General features: G+C 63.2%; 12 protein-coding genes. 3 read left to right on the plus strand and 9 right to left on the minus strand.

The window, feature by feature from the left end; all coding sequences use genetic code 11:
- Positions 1-24: 24 nt before the first annotated feature.
- Positions 25-624, minus strand: coding sequence for a DUF502 domain-containing protein (locus MIN45_RS07965; protein WP_286291437.1), 600 nt, complete (start codon positions 622-624; stop codon positions 25-27).
- A 172-nt stretch (positions 625-796) separates the two neighbouring features.
- Here MIN45_RS07965 and groL point away from each other — a divergent pair, with 172 nt between their 5' ends.
- Positions 797-2419, plus strand: coding sequence for a chaperonin GroEL (groL, locus tag MIN45_RS07970; protein ID WP_286291438.1), 1623 nt, complete (start codon positions 797-799; stop codon positions 2417-2419).
- 399 nt (positions 2420-2818) lie between these two features.
- Here groL and MIN45_RS07975 read toward each other — a convergent pair whose 3' ends face one another.
- The gene (locus MIN45_RS07975) at positions 2819-3382 is read right to left on the minus strand and encodes an endonuclease dU (protein WP_286291439.1); all 564 of its coding nucleotides are present in this window, start codon (positions 3380-3382) and stop codon (positions 2819-2821) included.
- A 121-nt stretch (positions 3383-3503) separates the two neighbouring features.
- Between MIN45_RS07975 and MIN45_RS07980 the strand changes: the two genes are divergently transcribed.
- Entirely contained in the window at positions 3504-4148 is a 645-nt protein-coding gene (locus MIN45_RS07980; protein ID WP_286291440.1) for an ABC transporter substrate-binding protein, read from the plus strand.
- Between the two features lie 11 nt (positions 4149-4159).
- Here MIN45_RS07980 and MIN45_RS07985 read toward each other — a convergent pair whose 3' ends face one another.
- Genes MIN45_RS07985 through MIN45_RS08015 form a run of 7 tightly spaced genes read right to left on the minus strand, consistent with a single transcriptional unit; the run spans position 4160 to position 13975 of the window.
- Complete coding sequence (locus tag MIN45_RS07985; protein WP_286291441.1) at positions 4160-5824, minus strand: copper resistance D family protein; 1665 nt, start codon at positions 5822-5824, stop codon at positions 4160-4162.
- Between the two features lie 4 nt (positions 5825-5828).
- Positions 5829-6185 carry a copper resistance CopC family protein gene (locus MIN45_RS07990; protein WP_286291442.1) on the minus strand — a complete coding sequence of 119 codons (357 nt, stop codon included), beginning with the start codon at positions 6183-6185 and terminating at the stop codon, positions 5829-5831.
- Positions 6186-6216: 31 nt separating this feature from the next.
- Positions 6217-7608, minus strand: a complete 1392-nt coding sequence (locus MIN45_RS07995; protein ID WP_286291443.1) for an aspartate aminotransferase family protein — start codon at positions 7606-7608, stop codon at positions 6217-6219.
- Positions 7605-10226 carry an MMPL family transporter gene (locus tag MIN45_RS08000; RefSeq protein ID WP_286291446.1) on the minus strand — a complete coding sequence of 874 codons (2622 nt, stop codon included), beginning with the start codon at positions 10224-10226 and terminating at the stop codon, positions 7605-7607. The genes MIN45_RS07995 and MIN45_RS08000 overlap by 4 nt, the downstream gene beginning before the upstream one ends.
- The gene (locus MIN45_RS08005) at positions 10223-10927 is read right to left on the minus strand and encodes a phosphorylase family protein (RefSeq protein WP_286291447.1); all 705 of its coding nucleotides are present in this window, start codon (positions 10925-10927) and stop codon (positions 10223-10225) included. Before MIN45_RS08005 ends, MIN45_RS08000 begins: the two co-directional genes overlap by 4 nt.
- Positions 10921-12882 (minus strand): squalene--hopene cyclase, encoded by a 1962-nt coding sequence (gene shc, locus MIN45_RS08010; RefSeq protein ID WP_286291449.1) that lies wholly within the window; start codon positions 12880-12882, stop codon positions 10921-10923. Before shc ends, MIN45_RS08005 begins: the two co-directional genes overlap by 7 nt.
- On the minus strand, positions 12839-13975 hold the full coding sequence (locus MIN45_RS08015; protein WP_337250341.1) for a phytoene/squalene synthase family protein: 1137 nt from the start codon (positions 13973-13975) through the stop codon (positions 12839-12841). The genes shc and MIN45_RS08015 overlap by 44 nt, the downstream gene beginning before the upstream one ends.
- A 318-nt stretch (positions 13976-14293) precedes the next feature.
- Between MIN45_RS08015 and hpnH the strand changes: the two genes are divergently transcribed.
- Positions 14294-15388: an adenosyl-hopene transferase HpnH gene (gene hpnH, locus MIN45_RS08020; RefSeq protein WP_286291451.1), complete on the plus strand. Its 1095-nt coding sequence runs from the start codon at positions 14294-14296 to the stop codon at positions 15386-15388.
- Position 15389 lies beyond the last annotated feature (1 nt).

Raw genomic sequence — 15389 nt, forward strand, 5'->3', positions numbered from 1 at the left:
GGCAAGCGGGGTTTCTCGTGCCGGTCAACCGTGCAGCTTGAGGCGTTTGACTTCCTCCGGTCGGGGATAGTCGGCGCCGATGCTGATGATGAAGCTGGCCGCCTCCTCAATACTCAGATCCGAATGGACCACCTTGGATTCATGGACGATGACGGTGAACCCGGAGGTCGGATTGGGGGAGGTGGGGACGAACAGGATGTAGGTGTCGCCGATCTTGTTGGTCACGTAAGCCGGCACCCAGACTTCTTCCTTGGGGTATTCCACGTACACCACCTCGCGTTTGGCCACTTCCTCCGCGGTGGTGAACATGGCGATCACCTTTTTGCTGACCCGGTAGATAGTGTTGAGCAGCGGGATCTTCTCGATGACGGCGTCGATGGCGGAAATGATGAGGGAACGGCGGTAGCGGGTGATGGAATAGCCGATGTAGGTCAGCAGGGCGATGCTGAGCACTAGCAGGCTGGTGGTGAAGGAATAGCTGGCCGAGTAACCGTACAGGCTCACGATCAGATCGGTGAGCAGTTCCTTGGTGAACAGCACGATCTGGATGGTGATCAGGATCGGGATGACGGCCAGCACCCCGAGTAGGAAATATTTGAACAGCTGTTTGATCGCTTGGAACATCGGGTGTCACTCCTCGTTGGTGTTTTTGTGTAGGCCATCATTGTACTGAAGCCGGGGCATTGGGCTTGAAATTTGCGCGCCAGACGCTATATTTTTTGGCAGCCAATTAGAGAGAGTGCTAACAAATCTGAGCTTGCTGGGATAAACCGATTGTCGAGGAGGTTACAGATCCATGGCAGCGAAACAGATTTTGTTCTCTGAAGACGCCCGTCACCGTATGCTGGCCGGGGTCAACGTGCTGGCCGAAGCCGTCAAGCAGACCCTGGGCCCCAAGGGCCGCAACGTGGTGCTGGAAAAGAGCTTCGGCGCCCCGACCGTCACCAAGGATGGCGTCTCCGTGGCCAAGGAGATCGAGCTGAAGGACAAGTTCATGAATCTGGGGGCGCAGATGGTCAAGGAAGTCGCCTCCAAGACCTCCGATGTGGCCGGTGATGGCACCACCACCGCCACCGTGCTGGCCCAGGCCATCGCCCGCGAGGGGATGAAGACCGTGGCCGCCGGGGCTAATCCTATGGACATCAAGCGTGGCATCGATTTGGCGGTCCAGACTTGCGTCCAGGAGCTGAAGAAGCTCTCCAAACCTTGCACCGATACCAAGGCCATCGCTCAGGTGGGCGCCATCTCCGCCAACAACGACGAGGAGATCGGCAGACTGATCGCCGAGGCGATGGAGAAGGTCGGCAAGGAAGGGGTGATCACCGTCGAGGAGGGTTCCGGGCTCGAGAACGAGCTGGAGGTGGTGGAAGGGATGCAGTTCGACCGCGGCTATCTGTCGCCGTACTTCATCACCAACCAGGAAACCATGTCGGTGGAGCTGGAGAATCCCTTCATCCTGATCCACGACAAGAAGATCTCCAGCATCCGCGACCTGTTGCCGGTGTTGGAGAAGGTCGCCAAGTCCGGCAAACCGCTGCTGCTGATCGCCGAAGACGTGGAAGGCGAGGCGCTGGCGACGTTGGTGGTCAACAACATGCGCGGCATTCTCAAGGCTTGCGCGGTCAAGGCGCCGGGATTTGGTGATCGCCGCAAGGCCATGCTGCAGGACATCGCCATCCTCACCGGTGGCAAGGTGATCTCCGAAGAAGTGGGCCTGAGCCTGGAAAAGGCCGAACTGGAAGACCTCGGCCGGGCCCGCAAGGTCCGGGTGGACAAGGAGAACACCACCATCGTTGATGGCGCCGGCAGCCGGGAGGCCATCGAGGGCCGTATCCAGCAGCTGCGGCGGGAGATCGAAGAGGCCACCTCCGACTACGACCGTGAGAAGCTACAGGAGCGTTTGGCCAAGCTGGCCGGCGGGGTGGCGGTGATCAAGGTGGGTGCTGCCACCGAAGTGGAGATGAAGGAGAAGAAGGCCCGCGTGGAGGACGCCCTGCACGCCACCCGCGCCGCCGTGGAGGAAGGTGTGGTGCCCGGTGGCGGTGTCGCCCTGATCCGTGCCCAGGCCGTGCTGGCCGATCTCAAGGGCAGGAACCGGGATCAGGACACCGGTATCCAGATCCTGCGCCGGGCCGTCGAGGAGCCTTTGCGGCAGATTGTCCGCAACGCCGGTGAGGAGCCCTCGGTGGTGGTCCACAAGGTGCAGGAGGGCAGCGGCAACTTCGGTTACAACGCCGCCACCGGCCAGTACGGCGACATGATCGAGATGGGCATTCTCGATCCCACCAAAGTGACCCGCACCGCACTGCAGAACGCCGCTTCCGTGGCCGGTCTGCTGCTGACCACCGAAGCGATGGTGGCGGAGATTCCCAAGGAGGAAAAGGCGCCGGCCGCCTCCCCGGACATGGATGAATTCTGATTCTGGCGGAAGAGCGAATCCATTCGGCCCCGCTTCGGCGGGGCTTCGTTTTTTTGCGGGTGCGGTAAAAAAAGACCCGCCGGAGGCGGGTCGAAAAGCGTCAAGTGCAAGAAGGAGGTTTAACGCTACTAGAGGAGGAGGAATCAATCAGCGCTGCTGTCGGTAATGGTTGAGACAAAAACGGACCGTGAAGATGACCGTCGCGATCATGGTGGCGATCAGTACGAGTTCCAAGGGGGTCATGGTTGCATTCCCTCATCAATCAATCGAATCTGATTCTAATTATATGACTGGTTTTTTTATTTACAATATCCACATTCTGTTTATTTATACAACTTTTAGTTTCTAAATATAAAATAATTTTCATTCCGGTCTTCTGCCGTCTTACTCGTATCCGAACTAAACCCGTTGGCGTCCGCCCCACGGGCTCAGGCCCGTGGCGATGATATGGCTGGTTCGCAGGGGCTCGGGAATCCGGCTGTGAATCGCAGTCGCGCGGATGACGGCGGCTGCGGTTTCCCGGTCCAGGCCGGCCCGTTGCACGTAGATTCCTTCCAGGGCCTCCATTTCACCGGCCCGCTGAATCAGACCCCACTTGCGCTTTCCTCCGGGGACGCGCGTCAGCAGTGCCCGGCGGATCGCGGTATAGTCGGGGCGTTTGCGGCATACGACCAGTACTGGCAGGTCGGTCTCGTGATGGAGTTTCCAGATATCGACGACGTTGAAGCCGGCCAGGGCGATTCCCTGCAGCATGATCAGCTGCAGGTGGCCGTGGAAACGCGAGTCCTGGATCGCCGCTGCCAGCCGGTGGGTGCTGTTGGCCCCATCACGGCGGATCTTGGTCAGCAGGACGCCGTCAAGACGGGCGGCGGTGAAAACCGTGCCGATGACGCCGACATCGCCGCGGTGTCCGGGTGGGAAGGGCATATCGTCAAAGCCGACGATGTGGGTCGGGATGGTCATGAACGGAGGGTTTCAGGAAGGACAATTTCCGCAGGAAGACAGTAGAATACAGCCATTCGTCTCGATCCATCATCCGCGTAGGGAGGAAGTTTCAATGGTTTCAATCGTCAAACGAGGATTCGTGGCAGCCGGATTGGCGCTGTGGGGCTTGTCGGCCTGGGGCGAGAACCAGGCACCGGCTCCACCACCAGCCGCGGCCGAGGCCGCGACCCAAGCCCAGGTCGAGGCGACGTCGGTCATCGAGCGCCTGAATCGAGCCCTGCTCGAAGCCATGCGCCGCGGCAAGGCGCTGGGTTACCAAGGCCGTTACCAGCTGTTGGCGCCGGTGTTGCAGGAGATTTACGATTTCCGCACCATTTCCCGTTATGTCCTTGGGAGCCATTGGAAGCAGCTGAACGAGGCCCAGCGGCAGCAGATGATCGATCGGATGACCCGTTACGGAATCGCCGCCTATGCCGCCCAGTTCGACGAATACAACGGCGAGACTTTCCGGATCGTGGAGGAAAAGCCGTTCCGCAAGCGTTTCCGCCTGGTCAAGGCGGTGCTGGAGGTGCCCGATGGCGACGACGTCGAATTCACCTACGTGCTGCGGCGGACCAAGGACGGTTGGAAGATCATCGATGTCCGCTACGATGGCGTCAGCGACCTGGCCCTCAAGCGCAGCCAGTTCGCCAAGATCCTTCAGGAGGAAGGCTTCGAGGCGCTGTTGGCCAGGCTCGACGAAAAGATCGCCGATTACGCCGAGGAGAAGGAAGCTCAGGGTTGAAACGCAGCCCCTCAGTAGAGGGGCTCGTCATAGAACATCAGGAGCAGACCGATCAGCAGCATTGAGGCCATCGACGCGATACCGGCCCAGGTGGAAGCCGGTGGTTCCAGCTTCAGTTCCAGCCACCGGCCGGCGGCCATGAAGATCGCCAGCAGGCCCATGACCGTATGGGTGGACTGGATCAGATATTCGGTCTTGAGCTCGAAGCCGCCGTGGGCGTGGGTCAGCAGCAGGATGCCGCCCACCGCACACAGGATCGGGAACATGTAGCGCAAATGTGCGGCCTTGGGGCTGGTGCGGGCGCGGGTTTCCAGGCCGCCGAGCACCAGGACCAGGAAGGTGGCGAGCCGATGCTGCAGGATTTCCCCGTCGCCGAAGGTGCTCTCCCAGAATCCCAGTGGTCCCAGGGGCCAGGCCTGGGCGTCGGAGCGGAAGAACAGGAAGACGCCCAGGGCGATGAAGCCCGCAGGCCAGTAGCGGGTCCAACGCCAGCGGAAGAGGTAACCGGCCAGGGCGGTCAGGGCCATGACGGTCAGAAACAGGCCGGAGACGTTGTGGTTGAAGTTGGACCATTCGGTCGCGGCGATGGGGGCTTCCTTGCCGACGATGGTGGCGCGCTGCGCCTCGCCGACCAGCAGCGCTTCGTGGCTGGGAGAGGTCAGGGTCGGCCATTTGGGACTGAACATGTGCCAGACCTCTTCCGCCGAGGCGGTCAACTGGGGGATGTCGGTGGCTGGCGGCTGGCTCGACAGGGTGGCGGCCACGAACAGGGCGCTCACCAATAGAAAGGACTCCGCCTCGATCAGGTGGGGGATGGTGCGGTACAGCGCCGGGTCGTCGCCCCGCTGTTCCCAGCGCCTGCCGGCCCGGTGGTTGAGCCAGGCCAGTCCCAGCGCTCCCAGCATCAGGGCGATCTTGGTCAGCAGCAGGCTGCCGTAGCCGGTGCCGATCAGGGCGGTGAGGCTGTCGATGTAGTGCCATGCCAGGGGAATTCCGGTCGTCAGCAGGCCGAACACCGCTAGCGCTCCCCAGGTGGAGAAGCGGCGGATCACCCGCGGCCAGTAGGGTTTCAGCTCCGGCGCCTTCTGCAGCACGCGCCAGAAGACGATGAGTTGAACCACGCCCCCGAACCACAGGGCGCCGGCCACCTGGTGGATCACGGTCATGGTCATCAGCAGGGTGCGGGCCTCGAAGCGGCCGACGCCGTGGGTCAGCCAGGCGCCGCAGACGGTGATCGCCACCATCAAGCCCCAGATCAGGCGCCAGCGTAGCGGATCGTGCGGATGGGAAATCAGGCTGCGGCCGGCGAATCCCAGGGCAAAGGCCAGCAGCATGCGGATGAAGCCGGCCTTGAACTGGACCGTTCCCAGATAGGCGCCCCAGGGCAGCACGCCTAAGGTCTCCTTCAGTACCCACCCCTTGGCGATCAAGGCCACCGCATGGCTGGCGGCCAGGGCGAAGGCGCCGATGTAGAGCCATTGCAGGCTGTAGCGGGCCAGCCGTTCCTTGACCTGGCTTTCCGGCACCACCGGTGCCAGTATCCAGCGGCTCCACAACAGGGCGCCCAGGGAAAGGGCGAAGCTGATGAGGGCGAATCCTCCCATTAGGTCGTCGAGAAAGTTGGCCAGCCCTTCCAGGCCGCCGACAGCGATGGCAGGTCGAATGGTTTCCGGCATGGTCTTATTCCTCGGTGACGGTGAACTTGAGGACGTCTTCGGTGATGTGGCCGTCGGCGGCGAAAACCTTGTACTGCAGGGCGTATTCCCCCGGCGCCAGCGGCGGCAGGGCCACGATCAGTTCGCCGGGACGGGCGCCGTGGCGCAGTTCCAGGGATTGCTTGCGATCGCCGGCGCTGACCAGATAGACGATGGACAACAGCGGTTCCACGTCGGAATTGAAGAACAAGTGGACTTCGGTGGCCTGGCCCGGTGCCGGCGCCTGCTGATCCAGGGAGGAGCGGACCACGACCGCATGGGCCTGGACGGCGGGGGGCAGGATGGCGAAAGCCATGAGGAAAACAAGGAAAAGCGCACGCATGAGGATCACCTCGTCGGTTGAATACGGAAAGTCAGGCGGATTTTCGGGCCTTGAGGGCGTGACCGGCCAGGGTCCTGCCCAGATCCCAGATGGCGCCGGGCACCTGGTGGCAGTCGGCGAGGACGTCGTCCATGGCCGCGACGATCCAGCGCCGGTCGTCGTCGCCGATCACCAGTGGCGGCAGGAACTTGACCACGTTCATGCCGTGGCCGGCCACCTGGCTCAGGATGCGGTGCTTCTTGAACAGGGGAATGGTGACCATCTGGCTGAACAGGCCCTTGTTGGCGGTTTCCAGCAGGTTCCAGGCGGTCTTGAGCTTGAAGCTTTCGGGTTTGCCGAATTCCAGCGCCAGCATCAGCCCCTTGCCGCGGACCTGGTGAAAGAATTCGTAACGGTCCACCAGCGCGCCCAGTTCCGCCAGCAGCGCCTCCCCCTGGCGGGCGGCGTTCTCGATCAGACGCTCGCTTTCCAGCACCTCCAGGGTCGCCAGACCCGCGGCCATGGCCATGTTGTTCTTGGAGAAAGTGGAACCGTGGACCACCGCTCGGTCCATGCGGTTGAAGACCTTGTCCATGATCCGGCCGGTCATCGCCACCGCCCCCACCGGCACGAAACCGCCGGACAGGGCCTTGGCCATCAGCAGCATGTCCGGTTCCACGTTCCAATGCTCGATGGCCCACAGTTTGCCGGTGCGCCCCAGGCCGGTCTGGATCTCGTCGGCCACGAACAGGGCCCCGTGGCGGCGGCACAGGCGCGCGGCCTCGGCCAGATATTCGTCGTCGGGCAGATTGACCCCCTTGCCCTGGATGGGCTCGACGATGAAGGCGGCCGTCTCTTTCGCCCGTAGCGCGCGTTCCAGGGCTTCCAGGTCGTTGAAGGGGATCGGATCGCAGTCCGGCAGCAGGGGGCCGAAGCCCTGGCGGAAGATTTCCTCGCCGTTGAGGGACAGGGCCCCCAGGGTCAGGCCGTGGAAAGCGTGTTCGCAGTAGAGGATGCGGCTGCGGCCGGTGGTGTAGCGGGCGAACTTGATCGCCGCCTCCACCGCCTCGGCGCCGGAGTTGCAGAAGAACAGGCGGGTCAGGGGTTCGGGGGTGCGCGCGACCAGTTTCTCCGCCAGCACCCCGGCGAGCAGGGAGACGTCCATCTGCACCAGATCGGGCAGGTCCAGTTCCAGCACTTCCTTGAGGGTCGCCTTGACCGTGGGATGATTGCGCCCGAGGGCGAAAACCCCGAAACCGCTGAGCAGGTCGAGATAGCGGTTGCCCTGGTCGTCGAACAGGTAGGGGCCTTCGGCCCGGGTGTAGACCCGGTCGTAGCCGATGGTGCGCAGGACCCGCACCATCTGGGGATTGAGGTACTGTTCGTGGAGGGTGAAGTTTTCCTGGCGTCGGGTTTCGATCAGATCGGCGAGTTTCAATGTCATGGGCGTGTTTCCGCGGTAGTGGCCGCAAAGGCCGGAAGAACGAAGAAGGTGCACATCAGATTGAGAATCAGGCCGACGGTCAGAAGCTGACCGATGCTGGCGATTCCCGCGTGGGAGACGAAGCCCAGGCTGGCGAAACTGAACAGGGTCGTCAGCGCGCTGAAGAATATGCCGCGGGCGGTGCTGGTGGTCAAGATCGAATCGCCCGCCGGCAGCTGGTGCATGCGGTGGATCATGTGGATGCCGTTGTCCACCCCGAGGCCGAACAGCAGGGGCAGAACGATGACGTTGGCGTAATTGAGGGGCAGTTCCAGAATCGCCATGGCGGCGCCGGTGAACAGCGCGCCCAGCCCTAACGGCAGCAGCACCAGGAAAGTATCGCGGCTGCTGCGCAAGAGAAGCAGCAGCAGCCCGCTGATGAGGGCCACGGCGCTGGCGAACGCCTGTTTGAACGAACCGATGATCACCGCCATCGATTCGATGTAGATCACCGGTAGACCGGTGATGTCCGGATAGGCGTTACGGACTTCGCGGACGAATTCCCGCATGTTGTCGAGTACATTCATGTCCTTGGCGGGCAGGACGTCGATGCGGTAGATGCCGGAGGGCGAGACCCAGCGACTGCGGATGTCCTCCGGCAGATCGGTGATTTCCAGGGGTGCGGCGGTCAGGCCCAGACGCAGTTTCTCCATCACCCGCGGAAAGGTGGCCAGAATGCGGAACTGGAGTTGCCCGATCTGCCGCTGGCAGTCTGCGGCATCAAGCCGGCGGCACACACTCAAGAACCGGTCCAGGGCGGCCTGCAATCGGGCGCGGGTTTCGGGCGCCAGGGCCTTGGCGGCGGCGGGGAGGGCCAGTTCGGCCTGAAAGTTCTCCAGGTCTTCGAGGTGGGTTTGACCGCCGCGGGCGTCGAGAGGCTGCTCCAGCTGCGGTCCCAGGATCAGCGCCATTTCGTCGATGACGGCCAGTTTGGCCTCCTGATCCCCGGGGATCAGGTCGAAGATCGACATGGCCGCTTCCACCACCGGCAATTGCTCGAAACGCTGTTCCAGGAGCCGGGTTTCGGCCGGATTTTCCGCCAAGGCGGTCAGGAACATGGGAGAGGCTTCCTTGAGCCGCAGCAGTTCCTTGAAGGTTTTGACCGATTCGCTGTTAGGGTCGCGGAGGTTGACGGGGTTGAAGTCCACGCGGATGGCGCACAGCGTTCCCAAAGCGGCGAGTGCCAGGAAAAAGGTCAGACGTTTGATTCCCCTGGCATGGCGATAGGGAAAACGGGCCAGCTCGGGGGGCAGAAACAGGGTCCGGCGCAGGCGCCAGTGGCTTACGGGTTCCAGGCGCATGAGACTGAGCAGCGCCGGCATCGCCGTCAGGGTGACGAAGGCCACGATGAACATACTGGAGCCGGCGATGAGGCCCAGTTCCGAGATGCCCTGGTAATGGGTGGGAACGAAGGCGTAGAGCGCCAAGGCGGTGGTCAGGGCGCACAGCAGCAGCGCCGGGGAGACGCTCTTGACGCTGTGCCACAGGGCCTCTTCGTAGGTCCGGTCCTCGAGCAGGTATTCGCGGTAGCGTAGTGCCAGATGGGTGGCGTAATCGACACCCATGCCGATGTAGAGCACTGCGAAAGCGACGGAGATCATGTTGAGAGAGCCGATGGCGGCGGCGGCGAAACCCATGGAGAAGAGCAGGCCGAGCGCCAGCGTGATCAGGGTGGCCAGGGCCAGCTTCCAGGAACGGAAACTGAGCAGCAGCGCCAGACAGACCAGCGCGAGGGACACCAACCCGGCCACTTCGGTGCCGTGGGTGATGCTCAGCATCTCCTCGTACTCCAGCACCGGTTCGCCGGTCATCCGTACGGTGACGGCAATACCGTCGAGGGTGCGGACTTGGGCGATGGCTCTGCGGATGGTTTCGATCGCTTTTTCCGCCGGCAGCATGCGCTCGAAGTCGAGCACGGGGGAGACGACCACGAAGTGCAGGGTATGGCCGATCTCCCGCTTGGGCTGGAACAGCAGATCGCTCCAGGACAGCAGGTAAGGACGGTCTTCCAGTTGGGCTTCGATGGCGGTGGCGAGACGGCCGGCGACAGGGTCCAGTTTCACCGGCATCTCCGTTTGGTGTTGCAGTGCCTTCACCAGCAGGCGCAGCAGGCTGCCCAGACTGAAGTCCTCATAGAGCCGGGCGATGAAGGGCTGGGCCCGGGCCAGGTCGTTGGCCAGCCGCTCCAGCTCGGGGGTGTCCAGATAGAGTAGTCCGTAGCGGTCGAAAAAGGGGTGGGCGGTGGGCAGATAGACCGAGGCGATCGTATCCGTGTGCGGCGCCAGCAGTTCCTTGAGCCGGCGCGCGGCGGCCTCGCTGACCTCGGGGACCGGGGATTCCACCATCAGCAGGATGGCGCGCTTGTCCTGGGGAAACAGCCGTTCCAGCTCGAAGCGTTTCTGCATGAAGGACAGTTCCGGATCGAGCATCTTGTCGGTATCGGTGTTCACCTCCAGGTGGGTGGCGGCGTAGAAGCCGCTCAGGGCCGCGGCCAGAAACAGCAGCGCCAGCGTCCACAGCGGATGGCGCTGGGAGCAGCGGGCGATGGAGAGAACGCGATCGAGGAGGATATGAGTCATGGCCGGCAGAAATGCTGGGGACGCAGGGTAGCCGCGGCCTGTTGCAGCCGCCGGCGGGCGGCGCCGAACTGGCGGCCCAGGCGGAGCAGCGTCGGTATTTGACCGGGCTGGCCCAACAGGGCGGCGAGCAGGCGCCGGAGGTCGATTCGGCCGCAGGCGTCGGTGGCGGCGGTGGCGGCGGCGGGAATGGCCGTGTCGGCGGTGTCGGCCACGGCGCGGACGGCGGCAAAGGGAAGATTCTGTTTGGCGGCCCAAGCGGCCAGGAAGGCGCTTTCCATATCGGCGGCAGCGGCCCTGCTGCGGTCGGCCAGGGTGTGTTTGGCCGCGCCGGTCACCAGGGCGGTTGCGGTGCCTGCCAACGGCCCGGTGTCGGGCGCAAGATCGCTCAAGGTGCAGGCCAAACGCCGATGCCAGGCGGGATCGGCGCCGGTCCGCTCCCCGTGGGGAAGGACGAATTCCGCCGGCAACAGCAGGCGGCCGGCTTCGACGTCGGGCCGCAGGGCTGCCGCACAGCCCCAGTTGAGTAGGGCGGTGGCGCCGGCCCGGTGGAGCTGGGTAGCGCCTTCCAACGCGCGCTCGTGGCCCATGCCGGTGACGATGAGCCGCGCTCCCGTCGCCAAATCAATCGCCCGTCCCAGGGGGACGGGCGAGCGTGTCAGGGTGCGGGCCTCGATCGGCAGGGCGACGATGATGCCTAGCACCTGCCCGCGGTTTCGTTACGGTAGCGGGCCAAGGCCCACAGTGGGAAGAAACGATCGTAACCGTAATACTTCAGGTAGAACACCCGCGGGAAGCCGGGGGCGTTGAAGTACTCGTCGCGCCAGAGGCCGTTTTCCTGCTGGTTACGCAGCAGAAATTCGATTCCGCGGCGGACCGCCTCGGTGTCCGTCTCGCCGGCGGCCATCAACGCCAACAAGGCCCAAGCCGTGTGGCAAGCCATGCTGGTGTGGAAGCGGCCCCGGATGGCAGGATCGTTGCGGTCCTCGTAGCTGTCGTTGCTCTCGCCCCAGCCGCCGTCTTGACGCTGGACCGACTTGAGCCAGGCGACCGCCTTGCGGATGCGGGGATCGTCCTTGGGGATGCCGCATTCCTCGATCCCCATCAGGACCGACCAGGTGCCGTAGATGTAGTTGGTGCCCCAACGGCCGAACCAGCTGCCGTCATCCTCCTGCTCGTTCCAAAGGAACGCCAGGCACTTGTCGCGTACCTGGGCGAAATAGGGAACCTCGTCGGCCAGCTCCGCCAGCAGCATGACGCAGCGGGCGCTGACGTCGGCCTCCGGTGGGTCGAGGAGGGCGCCGTGGTCTGCGAAGGGGATGTGATTGAGATAGTAGTAAGTATTGTCCGGGTCGAAGGCCCCGTAACCGCCGTTTTTCGACTGCATGCCGGCGATCCAGCGGGCCGCTCGCCAGGCCGCCTCCCGGTGGTGGGGCCGGTCGCTTTTCAGCAGCGCGTGGGCGACCACGGCGGTGTCGTCCACGTCCGGATAGTAGGCGTTGTTGAATTGGAAGGCCCAGCCGCCGCCTTCCAGATGCGGGCGGCGCACGCGCCAGTCGCCCGGTTCGTCCCGCAGCTGTTTGCCGACCAGCCAGTCCAAGGCCTTGTCGATGGCTTCACGGGTCGGTTCGTGGTCCTCGCCCTCCGCGACTTCCTGCAGGGCCTGGATCGCCAGACCGGTATCCCAGACCGGAGACAGACACGGTTGACAGTAGGATTCGTGATCGCGGTGGATCAGCAGTTTCTGCAGGGCCTTCTTGGCGGTCTGGCGGCGCGGATCCTCCGGCGGGATGCCCATGGCGTCCATGGCCTCGTAAAGATTGACCATCGCCGGAAAGATGCCGCCGAGGCCGTCCTCGCCGTTGGCCCGTTCCAGGCTCCAGGCCAGAGCTTTTTCCAAGGCCCGCTGGCGGATGCGGAAGGGGATGAAGGGCTCCAGTCTCAGGCCGATGCGTTCCAACACCAGGATGAATTTGCCGATGGGCGTTTTGACGTGGGAGAAGTAACCTTTCTCCTGCTCCGGCGGGGTGACGAACAGCTCACGGATGTGAACGTTTTTGGGATTTCTGGCCTCGACTTTCAGGGAGCAGAGAATGAACAGCGGCACCATCACGGTGCGCGACCAGTAGGAAACCTTGTCCAGGTGGAACGGGAACCACTTGGGGAACAGCATGATCTCCACCGGGATGAAGGGCACTCCCCGCCAGGGGATCTGCCGGAACATGGCCAGCATGATGCGGGTGAAGACGTTGGCCTTGGCGGCTCCCCCTTGCGAGAGAATGAAGTCGCGCGCTTTGCGCATGTGGGGGGCGTCGGGGGAGTCGCCGGCCAGCTTGAGGGCGTAATAGGCCTTGACCGAACAGCTGATGTCGCCACGGCCGCCGGTGTAAAGGGGCCAGCTGCCGTCAGCCTGCTGGCGGGCACGGATGTAGTTGGCCAGTCTGGCCTGCAGGATCTCGTCCACCTCGTCCATGTGGTGCATCATCAGGATGTACTCGGACGGGATGGTGCAATCGGCTTCGAACTCGTACAGCCAGTACCCTTCCGGATGCTGGTCGGCAATCAGGGCGTCGCGGGCCCGGGTGATCGCCTGATCCAGCAGGTCCCGGGCAGTGTCAAGCGCGGCTTGGCGTTGTTGTAATGCGGAGAGCTGGGTCATGGATTGGGCCTCTGTTATGGGTATGATCGGGTTTGGGATGGGCGCCGATGGCACTTAGATCGAGCCATTCGGCCTTTGCCGGCCCCGGTAGCCCACGGCTGGCGAGGGCGAACAGGGCGCGCAGAAAGTCGTCGTGGCGGTGGCAGACGCGGGTGGTGACGATGGTGGCCTTGACGCTGCGGCGCGAGATCTTGACCTCGTCCCCGTGGCGGTAATAGGGATGCGCATTGATCCTGCGCAGGGTCAGCACCGCCATTCCCAAGGCCCACAGGCAGAAATCCCGCAAACCGGTTTCGTATTCCGGAATCAGCAGGGTGTATTCCAGGGCGTTGCGCAGATGGCCGTGGGCGATGGCGATGAGATCCCGCAGTCCGGCGGCGAAGCGGGGATCGTTGTGGCCGGGCCTGAGTTTGTCCAGGGAAAAGCAGTGGCGCTGAAAGATATCTCGGGGCAGCCAGCAAACCCCACGTTCCAGATCGGTCCAGACGTCCTTGAGGATGTTGGTCATCTGCAGCCCCTGACCGAAGGAAACCGCCAGCGGCATCATTTCGTCGCGGTGCTGGGCGATGTACTGGGAATAGTTGCAGAACACCCGGGTCAGCATCTCGCCCACGACACCGGCCACGTAGTAACAGTAGCGGTTCATGTCCTGTAGGGTCGGCAGGCCGCGGCTCAAATCGCGATCCTGGAAGTCGGCCATACCGTGTCCCATGATGTCCACGCAGGTGGCAAGCGCTTCGCGGTCGTCCCGGGAAAAACCGTGGGTGATGGCGATGACCCGGGGGATGACCCGAATCAGCTCGTGTTCGGCCGGCGGTGTCTGCTCGGAGAGCTGGGCGGCGAACGCCTGGGCGAAGGATTCGGCGTCGGCCCGCCCCTGGACCACGGCGACGAAACGTTCGCAGAATCGGCGCTTGGCGTCACGGTCGAGCAGGGGTTCGTCCTCGATGGTATCGACGATGCGGCACAACAAGTAGCCATTGGCGACCACTTGGTGGACCGGCTCGGGAAGCTGGGGGATCGTCAGGGCGAAGGTGCGAGAAACCCCTTCGAGCAAATGGGCCTGAAAGGCCGCGTCATTCAACGCGTTCAAGTCCCTGGCGACGCTGGCTGCAGCGCTTCCATTCATCGACACGAATCAATTTCCCCCTTGAGGATGCCGCGACGGGCAAGCTGATGGAACAGCTTATTCTAGATGTTTTGCCCGGACGGTCAAGGGATGTTGTTTTTTCGCCTAAAGCCGCTAAACTAGGCCGCCAAGGTTTCCATCGACCTGACAGGCTTTTCCTGTGGCGCAGATGCAACAGGCCGGATCTGCCCCGGCGCTTGATTCTGCGGCCCAAACAGAGCTAAACAGTAGGAAATTGCCGCGCGGGTCAGCCGCCGAAGAATACCAAAACGGAGAGAGAAAATGGGCATCCCATTGAAACAACAAGCCGCCGTCGCCCGCTATCTGGTCACGCAGAAACTCAAGGGGGTGAAGCGCTACCCGCTGGTGTTGATGCTCGAACCGCTGTTCCAGTGCAACCTGGCCTGCGCCGGTTGCGGCAAGATCGATCACCCCGATGAAATCCTCAAGCGCCGCCTGTCGGTGGAGGAGTGCCTGGAGGCGGTGGATGAGTGCGGCGCCCCCATCGTGTCCATTCCCGGTGGTGAGCCGCTGCTTCACAAGGAGATGCCCCAGATCGTCGAGGGCATCGTCGCCCGCAAAAAATTCGTCTATCTGTGCACCAACGCTCTCCTGCTCAAGAAGCGGATGAAGGATTACACCCCGTCGCCCTATCTGACCTTCTCGGTGCACCTCGACGGGTTGAAGGAACGCCACGACGCTTCCGTCTGTCAGGAAGGGGTGTTCGAGCGTGCCGTCGACGCCATCCAGGAGGCGCTGGCGCGCGGCTTCCGGGTCACGGTCAACTGTACCCTGTTCCAGGGTGAGTCGGCCGAGGAGATCGCCGAGTTCCTCGATTTCTGCAACGATCTTGGAATCGAGGCGGTGACCATCTCTCCGGGGTTCCAGTACGAAAAGGCGCCGCGCCAGGACGTCTTCATCCGCAATTCCGAAACCAAGGAACTGTTCCGGCGGTTGTTCCGCATCGGCAAGGAAAAGAAGGCCAAGTGGCGGTTGAACCACTCCTCCTTCTATCTCGATTTTCTCGCCGGCAACCGCGCCTACAGCTGTACCCCGTGGGGTAATCCCACCCGCAACGTGTTCGGCTGGCAGAAACCGTGCTATTTCCTCGCCGACGAAGGTTACGCCAAGACCTTCAAGGAGCTGATGGAAACCACGCCCTGGGACAAGTACGGCACTTCCAGGAATCCCAAGTGCGCCAACTGCATGGCCCACTGCGGTTACGAGCCCACGGCGGTGGAAGACGCCATGGCCCATCCCCTGCAGGCGGCCTGGGTGGCGCTGATGGGGCCGCGCACCGAAGGCCCGATGGTGCCGGACCCGGAAATGGCCCGCAAGGCCAAGGAGGCCGACTCCCTGGCCGAAGCGGTCGAATAAT

The organism is Methylomarinovum tepidoasis, assembly GCF_030294985.1.
In the GTDB taxonomy this organism is placed as follows: domain Bacteria; phylum Pseudomonadota; class Gammaproteobacteria; order Methylococcales; family Methylothermaceae; genus Methylohalobius; species Methylohalobius tepidoasis.

What these genes read in the sequence shown, in the direction of transcription:
- MIN45_RS07965 (WP_286291437.1), bottom strand. Translation starts at nt 624, where the DNA reads ATGTTCCAAGCGATCAAACAGCTGTTCAAATATTTCCTACTCGGGGTG.
- groL (WP_286291438.1), top strand. Translation starts at nt 797, where the DNA reads ATGGCAGCGAAACAGATTTTGTTCTCTGAAGACGCCCGTCACCGTATG.
- MIN45_RS07975 (WP_286291439.1), bottom strand. Translation starts at nt 3,382, where the DNA reads ATGACCATCCCGACCCACATCGTCGGCTTTGACGATATGCCCTTCCCA.
- MIN45_RS07985 (WP_286291441.1), bottom strand. Translation starts at nt 5,824, where the DNA reads ATGCCGGAAACCATTCGACCTGCCATCGCTGTCGGCGGCCTGGAAGGG.
- MIN45_RS07990 (WP_286291442.1), bottom strand. Translation starts at nt 6,185, where the DNA reads ATGCGTGCGCTTTTCCTTGTTTTCCTCATGGCTTTCGCCATCCTGCCC.
- MIN45_RS07995 (WP_286291443.1), bottom strand. Translation starts at nt 7,608, where the DNA reads ATGACATTGAAACTCGCCGATCTGATCGAAACCCGACGCCAGGAAAAC.
- MIN45_RS08000 (WP_286291446.1), bottom strand. Translation starts at nt 10,226, where the DNA reads ATGACTCATATCCTCCTCGATCGCGTTCTCTCCATCGCCCGCTGCTCC.
- shc (WP_286291449.1), bottom strand. Translation starts at nt 12,882, where the DNA reads ATGACCCAGCTCTCCGCATTACAACAACGCCAAGCCGCGCTTGACACT.
- hpnH (WP_286291451.1), top strand. Translation starts at nt 14,294, where the DNA reads ATGGGCATCCCATTGAAACAACAAGCCGCCGTCGCCCGCTATCTGGTC.